General features: G+C 71.7%; 8 protein-coding genes and 1 pseudogene. 4 read left to right on the top strand and 5 right to left on the bottom strand.

Translation table 11 applies throughout. From position 1 onward, the window contains the following. The coding region (locus BU198_RS41140; RefSeq protein WP_188301815.1) for an acyl-CoA dehydrogenase family protein at positions 1-136 on the bottom strand (136 nt) is incomplete at its 3' end. 171 nt (positions 137-307) lie between these two features. On the opposite strand from BU198_RS41140, the gene BU198_RS41135 reads away from it, so the two are divergent. Then, positions 308-745 (top strand): hypothetical protein, encoded by a 438-nt coding sequence (locus tag BU198_RS41135; RefSeq protein WP_188301814.1) that lies wholly within the window; start codon positions 308-310, stop codon positions 743-745. A gap of 125 nt (positions 746-870) precedes the next feature. On the opposite strand, the gene BU198_RS41130 is transcribed toward BU198_RS41135, so the two are convergent. Next, positions 871-1,833: an electron transfer flavoprotein subunit alpha/FixB family protein gene (locus BU198_RS41130; RefSeq protein WP_188301813.1), complete on the bottom strand. Its 963-nt coding sequence runs from the start codon at positions 1,831-1,833 to the stop codon at positions 871-873. 45 nt (positions 1,834-1,878) lie between these two features. Beyond that, positions 1,879-2,664, bottom strand: coding sequence for an electron transfer flavoprotein subunit beta/FixA family protein (locus tag BU198_RS41125; protein WP_188301812.1), 786 nt, complete (start codon positions 2,662-2,664; stop codon positions 1,879-1,881). Between the two features lie 372 nt (positions 2,665-3,036). On the opposite strand from BU198_RS41125, the gene BU198_RS41120 reads away from it, so the two are divergent. Continuing rightward, on the top strand, positions 3,037-4,311 hold the full coding sequence (locus BU198_RS41120) for a hypothetical protein (protein ID WP_223245617.1): 1,275 nt from the start codon (positions 3,037-3,039) through the stop codon (positions 4,309-4,311). A gap of 26 nt (positions 4,312-4,337) precedes the next feature. Continuing rightward, a complete protein-coding gene (locus BU198_RS41115; RefSeq protein ID WP_188301811.1) occupies positions 4,338-4,886 on the top strand; it encodes a hypothetical protein in 549 nt (182 codons plus the stop codon). Here BU198_RS41115 and BU198_RS41110 read toward each other — a convergent pair. Continuing rightward, positions 4,855-5,106: pseudogene (locus BU198_RS41110) on the bottom strand (tetratricopeptide repeat protein); the annotation flags it as partial. The gene BU198_RS41115 and the pseudogene BU198_RS41110 sit on opposite strands and share 32 nt — an antisense overlap. Before the next feature lie 15 nt (positions 5,107-5,121). After that, positions 5,122-7,020, bottom strand: coding sequence for an ATP-binding protein (locus BU198_RS41105; protein ID WP_188301809.1), 1,899 nt, complete (start codon positions 7,018-7,020; stop codon positions 5,122-5,124). Positions 7,021-7,284: 264 nt separating this feature from the next. Here BU198_RS41105 and BU198_RS41100 point away from each other — a divergent pair, with 264 nt between their 5' ends. Continuing rightward, positions 7,285-10,329 carry an AfsR/SARP family transcriptional regulator gene (locus BU198_RS41100; RefSeq protein WP_188301808.1) on the top strand — a complete coding sequence of 1,015 codons (3,045 nt, stop codon included), beginning with the start codon at positions 7,285-7,287 and terminating at the stop codon, positions 10,327-10,329. Positions 10,330-10,352: the final 23 nt, after the last annotated feature.

The raw sequence follows: 10,352 nt of genomic DNA, 5'->3' as shown, positions 1-10,352 counted from the left end.
CCTCCTGCGGGAACCGCCCCTGCTCATCCACCTCCGCCGCGAACGGAGCGATCTTCGCCTCGGCCAGCGAACGCACCGCCTCACGGAGCATCCCGTGCTCCTCGGAGATACGGAAGAGATCGAAGTCCTGGCTCATGATCGCCACTCCTGTTCACGACGGTACTCAGTACCCTTCATTATGCATGCGCAAGGCAAAAAGGGAACTCAGTGCCTTCCCTTGGCGGCACTGAGTTCCCTATCCTTTTCGTGCCGAACTTCTGCCGAACTTCCGCCGAACGAACCGGCCCGAGCGCAGGGAGATGACAGCGTGGTCCACTCAGCCATCGATGCCGACACCCGCAGCACGACGCTGTACTTCCAGCGCTGCGCGTGGTGCAACAACCCGACCTTCCAGCGGCTGCTCTGCCCGACCTGCGGCTCCACCGACCTGCGGCTGGAGCCGAGCGAGGGCACCGGCGTGGTCCGGCGCTGCGCCGTCGAGCAGGCCAGGACGCCGCTGGTCCGTCAGAAGTCCCTGATCCGCATGGCGGAGGGCTTCGACGTCTGGTGCATCGTGGACGGGATGCGCAGCACCGTCCCGGTCGGCACCCGGGTGCGGCTGCTCTCCTCCGCCGACTCCGACCAGCCCGAGCTGCGGCTGCTGCCGATGGAGGGGCCGCCGCCGGTGCAGGACCCGGAGCCGCGCCCGCTGCCGCCCACCCAGGGCGGCTTCACCCAGCACCTCGCGGCGTTCGTCACGGAGTGAGGCGCGGGGGTCCGCCGGCGCTCGCCCGGGTCCGCCGGGGGCTCCGCTGCCCGGCACCGGGGAACGGCGGAGGGCGTGGCACCGAGTGGTACTCGGTGCCACGCCCTCCGAACCTCCCGCGGGGATCAGGCCTTGCGGGCCTTCACCTCGGCGGTGAGCTGCGGCAGCACCTGGAAGAGGTCGCCGACCACGCCGTAGTCGACCAGTTCGAAGATCGGGGCCTCGGGGTCCTTGTTGACGGCCACGATGGTCTTCGAGGTCTGCATGCCGGCCCGGTGCTGGATGGCGCCCGAGATGCCCGCCGCGATGTACAGCTGCGGGGAGACCTGCTTGCCGGTCTGGCCGACCTGGCTGCTGTGCGGGTACCAGCCGGCGTCCACGGCGGCACGCGAGGCACCGACGGCCGCGCCCAGCGCGTCCGCGAGCTCCTCGACCACGCCGAAGCCCTCGGCCGCACCGACACCACGGCCACCGGAGACCACGATGGCGGCCTCGGTCAGCTCCGGGCGGCCGGAGGAGACCCGCGGGGTGCGCGAGGTGACCGTCGCGGCGTTGCCGGTGAACTCCACGGCCACGTTCTCCACGGCCCCGGCGGCCGGAGCGGCCTCCGGCGCGACGGAGTTCGGCTTGACCGTGATGACCGGCGCGCCCTTGGTGACCTTGGACTTCACCTGGAAGGACGCGGCGAACACCGACTGGGTGGCGACCGGACCGCCGTCACCGGCCTCCAGGTCGACGGCGTCGGTGATGATGCCGGAGCCGATCCGCAGCGCGACGCGGGCGGCGATCTCCTTGCCCTCGCCGGAGGACGTCACCAGCACGGCGGCGGCGTCGCCGGCCTTGGCGATCTGGGCCAGGGCGTCCACCTTGGGGACGACCAGCAGGTCGGTGTACTCGGCGCCGTCGGCGACGTACACCTTCGCCGCGCCGTACTCGCCGGCCTTCGCGGCGATGTCGGCCGCGGCGGCACCGGCGCCGAGGACGACGGCGGACGGCTCGCCGATGCGGCGGGCCAGGGTCAGCAGCTCCAGGGCCGGCTTGCGGACCGCACCGTCGGCGTGGTCCACCAGGACGAGAATCTCAGCCATTGCTCAATGTCTCCGTGTTTCGCTGGGTCGGGGGGTGGGGGCGGCTCAGATGAACTTCTGGCCGGCGAGGAAGGCCGCGAGCTGCGTGCCGCCCTCGCCCTCGTCCTTGACGACCGTGCCCGCGGTGCGCGCCGGGCGTGCCGCCGCCGACTCCACCGCCGTCCACGAACCCGTCAGGCCGACCTCGTCCGCCTCGATGCCCAGGTCATCCAGGTCCAGCGACCGCACCGGCTTCTTCTTCGCCGCCATGATCCCCTTGAACGACGGGTACCGGGCCTCGCCCGACTGGTCCGTCACCGAGACCACCGCCGGCAGCGCCGCCTCGACCAGCTCCGTCGCCGCGTCACCGTCCCGACGGCCCTTCACCACGCCGCCCTCGACCGACACCTCCGACAGCAGCGTCACCTGCGGCACCCCCAGACGCTCCGCCAGCAACGCCGGCAGCACACCCATCGTGCCGTCCGTCGACGCCATCCCACCGATCACCAGATCGAACCCGGTCAGCTCCAGCGCCTTCGCCAGGACCGCCGACGTCCCGATCACGTCCGAACCGTGGATGTCATCGTCGTTCACGTGCACGGCCTTGTCCGCACCCATCGACAGCGCCTTGCGCAACGCGTCCTTCGCGTCGTCCGGCCCCACCGTCAGCACCGTCACCTCGGCGCCATCGTTCGCCTCCGCGATCCGCAGCGCCTGCTCCACGCCGTACTCGTCCAGCTCCGACAGGAGGCCGTCCACACCCTCCCGGTCAGTGGTGAGGTCGTCCGCGAAACGACGGTCACCCGTCGCATCCGGCACGTGCTTCACACAGACAACGATCCTCAAGCTCATGAGCGGTTCTCCTGTCACGGGTGCGCGGGTGCACTGAAATCCAGGGCCTCAGTCATGCCGAGGGTACTGAGTGCCAAGCCCGGCCCGGAACGACCCGCGCGCCACAAGCGCCACCTGGACCGGCATACCGTGTCGGCTCTCCTTCGACTGGCGTCAGAGGCTCCACCGAGAGAATACGGCACTCAGTACCCCTCGTAAAGGAACTCAGTACCCTTCCGGCCTTCCGGGGGCCTCCACCGGTGCGGAGAAGTGGACACAAGGTTTCCGCAAGCACCGACCAGATCGCCTCATGGAATCCGCCAGACGGCGCGGGGACCATCGTCCCCGGGGCCGGTCGACGGCCTCGGCCTGGGATCAAGGAGGGGGAGAAGGATGACCTTGGTGCACGGGGAACAGGACACCACACCGACGAACGGGGAGCGCGCGGCCACGACGGCCGCCTGGAGCAACAACGGGCCGTGGGAGACCCTGCGGGACCGCAAGGAAGTGCTCGTGGTCGCGCAGACGATGGTGTACGCGAAGCGGCTGCACGACTTCTACGCGCTGCTCGCCTCGGACCTGAGGATCCACGTGCAGTTCACGGTGGCACCGCACACGTTCAACGGGGGCACCGCGGAGGTCCTCCGGGCGCTGGGCGGCACCGTACTGCCGTGGGAGCAGGCGGTCCGGCACGAGTTCGACCTGGTGCTCGCCGCCGGTTCCCAGGGGATCGAGCAGCTGCACGGCCCGGTCGTCCGGCTGCCGCACGGGGCGGGGAACATCAAGCTGTCCCGGCGCACCGGTCCGGACGGCGAGCGGGCTGCCATCGGGCTCGGTCCCGACTACCTCTACTGGGAGGGGCGGCTCGTCCCCGCCGCGTTCGCACTGGCCCACGAGGAGGAACTGTTCGAACTCCGGCGCAGCTGCCCGGAGGCCCTGCCGATCGCCGAGGTGGTCGGCGACCCCTGCTACGACCGGATCGCCGCCGCACTGCCGCACCGGGAGCGCTACCGGGCCGCGCTGGGGCTGCGACCGGAGGAGAAGCTGGTCCTGGTCTCCTCCACCTGGGGGGACGGCTCGCTCTTCACCCGGCTCGACGCCGTACTGCCCAGGCTGACCACGGAACTGCCCCGGCACGGCTACCGGGCCGTCCTGCTGGCCCACCCCAACATCGCCGCCAGACACTCGGCCTACGCGGTGCACTCCTGGGCGAAGGCCACCGCCCGGGGCGCCGTCACGGTGATCCCGCCCGAGACGGACTGGCGGCCGCTGCTGGTCGCCGCCGACTTCGTCATCGGGGACCACGGCTCGGTCACCCTGTACGGTGCGATGACCGGCGCGCCCGTCCTGCTCGCCGAGTACCCGCACCGGCACGTCAACCCGCGCTCGCCGGCCGCGCAGCTCGCCGGCACCGCGCCCGCACTCGCGCCCGGGCATCCACTCACCGGCCAACTCGCCTATGCCGCCGAGCAGTACCGCCCGGAGGACTACGCGGCCATCGCCGCCCGGATCAGCTCCGAGCCGGGCCGCTTCGACCGGAACGCCCGCCGGCTGCTGTACCGGGTCCTCGGACTGGGTCAGCCGGCGCACACCCCGGATCCGCAGCCGCTCCCGCTGCCCGAGCCGCTGGACGCGATCGCGGCGGCCGAGTCGCGGCGGGCCGGGTGACGGCCGCGCTGCACACCGTGCGCCTCGTGCCGATCCGGGGCCCGGGGAAGGACACCGGGCCGGCCACCCTGTTCGAGGCCCGGGTGGTGTCCACGACCGGTGTCCGCCACGGCCTGCTGGCCGCGAACCCGGCGGACCCGGCGTCCACGTTGCCGGACGGACCGCCGGGGGCCGGGTTCGTGGACGAGCACCTCGTGCTCGACCTCTCCGAGCCGGAAGGGTTCCGCTGGCGCCGGCACGCCGACGTGCTGCACCTCGGACAGGTTCCGGCACCGGACGTCCACGCGCGGCTCGCGGCGGTGCTGTCGGCGCATCCCGGATGCGCGGTCGCCACCGCCGAACACCGCACGAGGACGGTGCTGGTGCTCGCCCGGACCGGGGCACGGCTCGTCCTGCGGTCCTGCGCCCCGGCCGGTGAGCCGGTCCCGCCGCCGACCCTCGGCTCGCTGGCGCACGCATGGCTCGCGGCCGGACGGGCACTGACCGACCTCGACCGGGTCAGCGCCGCCGGGTGCCACTGCCCGGGCTCCGGGTGGAGCCGGCTCACGTCCCGGGGTCGCCGGGACGGGGGGTGACGGCGGAGTCCGCGCCGTAGCCGCCGAGGCGGTCGGCCAGTCTGGCCGCCTCGGCCACGGCACGGATCTCCTGGTACCGCGCCAAGGACTGCTCGAAACGGGCGCGCGCCGCCTCGGGACGTCCGCGCAGTTCCTCGACCTGACCGGCGAACTCCAGCGTCCGCGCCTCCCAGTGGCCGGAGAGCCGGGCCCGGAAGGCCACGAGGGCCTCCTCGAACCGGGTCTCGGCGAGCTCCTACGCGCCCAGCCGGCCGTGCGCCAGGCCGAGGAAGGCCGTCGCGCGGGCCGCCTCGTAGTCGTCCTCGATCGAGGCCAGTTCGCGGCCCGCCCGCTCGATCGGCTCCACCGCCTCGGCCACCCGGTCCGCCAGCAGCAGCACCTCGCCGCACGCCAGCCGGGCCAGCGCCGCACCGCGCAGGTAGGCCTCGGCCTCGCGGAGCCGGACCACCTCGTGCAGGCAGTCGGCGGCCTCGTCCAGCTCACCGGCCATCCGATGGGTCTGGCTGAGCCCGTACAGCGCGTCCGCCTCGGCCAGCGGACGACACGTGTCCCGGGCGAGGTGGAGGGCTTCGGTGAACCAGCGCGCCGCCTCCTCCCCCTCGCCCGCGTTCCGCAGGCCGTTCCCGCCGCTGGTGAGCATCCGCAGCTCTCCGCTGCGGGAACCGGCCGCCCGGGCGGCCCGCCGACCGATCCGGTGGGCCTCGACCCACAGCCGCACCGGACGCAGCCGCAGGAACAACGGCCACATGGCGTCGGCGAGTTGCCACGCGGCCGCGGGACGGTCCAGTTCCTCGCACCAGCGCAGGACCTCGGCGAGCCGGTCGCGTTCCGCGTCGAGCCACTCCAGGGCCCCCACATCCCCCTCGAACTCCCTGGCCGGGTGGACGGAACGGGTGCGGTAGTCACGGGCGAGGGTGCGATGGCTCGGCGAGACGACCGCCTCGGCGGCCGTGGCCGTGGCGAGGTACCAGTCGACGATCCGGTCGAGTGCGGCTCTGGCGGGCGGGGTGTCCCTGACCTGCGCCCCGTGCGCCCGGGCGTGCAGCCGCACCAGGTCGTGGAAGCGGAACCGACCGGGCCCGGTCTCCTCCATGAGGTGCACGTCCATCAGGCCGTCCAGCAACCGGTCGGCCGCCGCCAGGTCCACGTCCGCGAGCACCGCGGCGTTCTCCAGCGTGAACACGGGGAAGGGCAGCAGCCCCAGCAGCCCGTAGAGCCGGGCGGCGTCCGGTTCCAGCACTCCGTACGAGGCGTCCAGGAGATCCTGCACCGTCTCACCCTCCACGTTCAGCGCCGCCAGCCGGTCGGTGCCGCGCCCGAGCATCTCGGCGGTCGCCGCGAGCGACTGGGCCGGGCGAGCCGCGATGCGTGCCGCTGCCAGGCAGATCGCGAGCGGCAGCCCTGCGCAGGCGTCCACCACCTCGGCAGCGGCGGCGCTCTCGTCGACCACCCTGCTCCTGCCGACCCGCTCGGCGAGGATCTCGGTGGAGGCCGCCGTGGCGAGCGGGCCAAGCAGCCGGAACACCGCGCCGTCGATGCCCAGCCCGGTGAGCCGGCGACGGCTGGTCACCACGACCACCGTGTGGTCCGTGCCCGGCAGCAACGGCCGCACCTGGGCGGCCGTCGAGGCGTTGTCCAGCAGAACCGCGATCCGCCGCTCCGCCGCCAGCGAGCGCCAGAGCGCGACGCCCTCCTCCAGGCTCACCGGCACCGGAGAGATCCCGAAGGCGCGCAGGAAGCCGCCGAGGGCCTCGGCCGGGTCAGCGGGACCACCGGGCGCGTGGCCGCGCAGGTCCGCGTACAGCTGGCCGTCCGGGAAGCGGCCGGCCTGGCCGCGCAGCCACTGCGCGGCCAGTGCCGTCTTCCCGACCCCGGCGGGGCCGGTCACCACGACGGTGGCGTCCGCGAACCCGGTGTCGGGCGCCAACGAGCGGTCCAGTGCCGCCAGATCGGCCTCACGCCCGACCAGCCGGCGTGGACAGGGCGGCAGTTGCCGTGGCGTGGGCAGGGCGGGCGGCCCGTGCAGATGAAGCCCACCGTGGATCGAACCGGCCTGCACCACCGGGCCGGAGACCGTCGCGGCACCGGCCAGCGAGTTCCGCACCACTCCGTACGGCAGGTTGACGTCGTTCACCGGCACCTGCCGGACGCGGTCGATCCTGTCACTGGGCCCCCCGGCCTCGGACGAATTATCGCTATGGCGCTAGCAGATGACGTGTCGTCAAGTCGAGAATATTCCCAAAAGCGTGGTCATGGAACCCGACGGTGGTATGGCCGATTACCCCGGGCTCATGCGATGCTCACCCGCGACACGGCAAGCTGGTAGCCAACCGGCGGGGGGCGTCGCGTGAAGTTCCATCTCCTGGGTTCAGTTGAACTATCGGTAAACGGCGAGCAATTGGCGATTCCGTCCGACAAGCGCCGACAGCTGCTGGCGGCCCTGGCCCTGGAGCCCGGAAGGCGGCTCTCCCACGACTCGCTCGTATACAGACTGTGGGGCGAGGACCCTCCGCCCAGCGCACTGACCAGCCTGTACAGCCATGTTTCCCATCTGCGCGCGCTGCTGAGACGGGCGGCCCAGGCCGCCGGGGCGAATGACCTCCGCGAAGCACCCGCGATCGACACCTGGTCGCACACGTACACCTTGCGGGCGGACCCGCTGCTGATTGACTGGCATCGGTATCTGGACCTCTCCGACCAAGCCGGACTACTCGCCGAGAACGGACAGGACCACCAGGCCAGAACCGTACTGAGCCGCGCCGCGAGCCTGTGGTGCGGCGAACCCCTGGCCGGACTGCCGGGCACCTGGGCCCAGACCACCCGTGCCGCCATGGCCGACCAGCACTTCACCACCACACTGCGCCGGATCGAGATCGACCTGCGGATCGGCCGCTTCACCGAACTGATCCCCGAACTCACCGCCCTTCGCGAGGACCGCCCCGCCGACGAGCGGCTCGCCGGCCACCTGATGACCGCGCTCTACGCCGCCGGCCGGCCGGCCGACGCGCTGGCCGTCTACCCCGCTGTCGTCCGTCTGCTGCACGCCCACTTCGCCACCGAGCCCGGCGAACGGCTCACCTGGCTCCACCGGCTCATGCTGCGCGGCGAACCACTCCCCGGCACGCCGGAACGGGTCGAGGCCGCCCCGGCCCCCCGCTCCCGGACCGTCCCACCCGCGGACATCCCCGGACAGCACCGGCTGATCGGCCGGGAGGACGACCTCCGCCGGGTGCTGCCCGGCCCGGACGCCCGGCTCGCCCGCGGCGGTGTGGTCACCGTCTCGGCGATCCTCGGCATGCCCGGGGTCGGCAAGACCACCCTGGCCCTGCACGCCGCCGACCTGATGCGCGAGCACTTCCCGGACGGCTACGCCTACCTCAACCTGCGCGCCCACGTCGGCAACCAGCCACCACTGACCCCGGAGGCCGCGGGCACCCTGCTGCTCAGACGCCTCGGCGTGCCCGCCACCACCATCCCGCTGGACGCCGACGAGGTGTTCACCCTGTGCGCCGAGGCGCTCTCCACACGCCGCGCGGTCGTCGTGCTCGACGACGCCTCGAATGCCGCTCAGGTGCGCCCGCTGCTGCCGCCCGCACCGACCGCCCTGGTGATCGTCACCAGCCGCCAGCGCCTCACCGAACTCCCGGGCGCCCGACCGGTGTTCCTGGACGTACTGACGGTGGACGACGCCGTCGCCCTGTTCACCGACGTGGTGGGCCCCGAACGCTCCACGGACACCGGGAGCGTCATCGAGATAGTCGAGCGTTGCGGCTACCTGCCCCTCGCCATCGAGATCGCCGCCAGCCGCTTCAAGGCCCGCCCGTCCTGGACCCTCCGCCACCTCGCCCGGCGACTCTCCCGCAAGACCGGCCGACTGGCCGAGATCCGCAGCGGCACCTCCAGCATCGCCCGGGTCTTCGAGGTCTCCTACCGGTACCTCTCCGCGAGCCAGCGATCGGCGTTCCGGCTGCTCGGCCTGTATCCCGGACCGGATTTCGGCGTGCACGCGGCGGCGGCTCTGTTCGGGTGGACTCTCGATGATACGGATGAGGTTCTGGAGGCTTTGCTGAACTGCCATCTCATCCAGGAGATATCGCCCGAACGCTATCAACTCCACGATCTTCTCAGGGAGTTCGCCGTCGCCTTGGGGGTCGATGAGAATCAGCGGGAATCGGCGGTCCGGCGACTGCTCCGCTTCGCCCTGCACGCCGCCGACCGCGCCGACCACCTGCTCTACCCACACAGATCGAGAACTCCGCTTCCAGGCGATCAACAACTCGAAGACTCGGCAGGATTGTTGGGCGATTTCGAGATCAACTCTCCTGAATCCGCCAGGACTTGGCTGGAAGATGAACATGCCGGCTTGATCGCCCTGGCGGCCCACGCACCGCGCATCGGGCTCACGGAGAGCAGTGCCTGGCTCGCCCACGTCCTGGCCGGCCACCTGGGCGCCGAGGCCTACTGGAGCGAGGCCCAGGACATGCACCGGGCCGCCGCGACGCACTGGCGGTCGCAGGCGAACGACCGGCAGGAGGCTCGGGCCCTGATCGATCTGGGCGCGACGCTCGCCACCGCCTCCCGCTACGAGCCTGCGGCCGAGGCCCTCGAACGCGGGCTGTCCCTGGCCCGGGCGGAGGACGACCTGGACGCGGCGGCAAACGCCCTCAATCTGCTCGGCCGGGTGCGATGGGACCAGGCCCGGCTCCATGAGGCCCTCACGATCCAGCAGGAAGTGCTGGCCATTCGGGAGGAACAGGGCGACCGGTGGAACGTCGCCCGCTGCCTCGTCAACATCGGCATTCTGCACCGCTCCGTGGGGGACGAGGATTCGGCACTCACCGTCTACCACGACGCGTTACAGCTGGCCCGGAACTTTGATGACCGAATCCTTGAATTCCGGACACTGAACAACATCGGTGAAGTCCATCTCAGCGCCGGACGGATTTCGATGGCACGGGGCATATTCGAGCACCTTCTGGACGGCCGGGACAGCACCATTCCTCCGCTGGACCTTTCCGCGGCCCGAACGAATCTCGCCGGGACTCTGGAAATCCCCGAAGAGCTCGAAACCGCCCTCGCGCTCTACCGGTCGGCTCTGGCAATCTTTCGCGAGACCGGAACGGTCCGCCACGAGGCGGACGGTCGCAACGGCCTGGGCCAGACCCTGCTCGCCGCAGGCCGGCACGCGGAGGCACGGGATCAGCACGCACTCGCCCTTGAGCTGGCCGGCTCCATCGGCGCCGCCCGCGAGCAGGCGACCGCACTGCGCGGCCTGGGCCGCTGCGAGGCGGCAGCCGGAAACCCCCTCGCCGCCCTCGCACACCTGACGGCAGCCATGACTTTGGCCGAGCAGGTCGACATCGCGGACGAGGCCGCACGAGTTCGCTCCGCACTCGCCGAACTTCGGTCGAAATTTTCACACGATCATCATTTATCGAAATGAGGTTCGACTCTCGGGCATCGATT

The sequence above is a fragment of the Streptomyces sp. CBMA156 genome, assembly GCF_014596515.1.
Taxonomy (GTDB): Bacteria; Actinomycetota; Actinomycetes; order Streptomycetales; family Streptomycetaceae; genus Kitasatospora.
The sequence above is the reverse complement of the archived record's forward strand: the minus strand, read 5'-3'. Positions and strand labels throughout refer to the sequence as shown.

Bases quoted from the DNA above. Each gene is read 5' to 3' on its own strand.
- BU198_RS41125 (WP_188301812.1), bottom strand. From the start codon at position 2,664: ATGAGCTTGAGGATCGTTGTCTGTGTGAAGCACGTGCCGGATGCGACG.
- BU198_RS41130 (WP_188301813.1), bottom strand. From the start codon at position 1,833: ATGGCTGAGATTCTCGTCCTGGTGGACCACGCCGACGGTGCGGTCCGC.
- BU198_RS41120 (WP_223245617.1), top strand. From the start codon at position 3,037: ATGACCTTGGTGCACGGGGAACAGGACACCACACCGACGAACGGGGAG.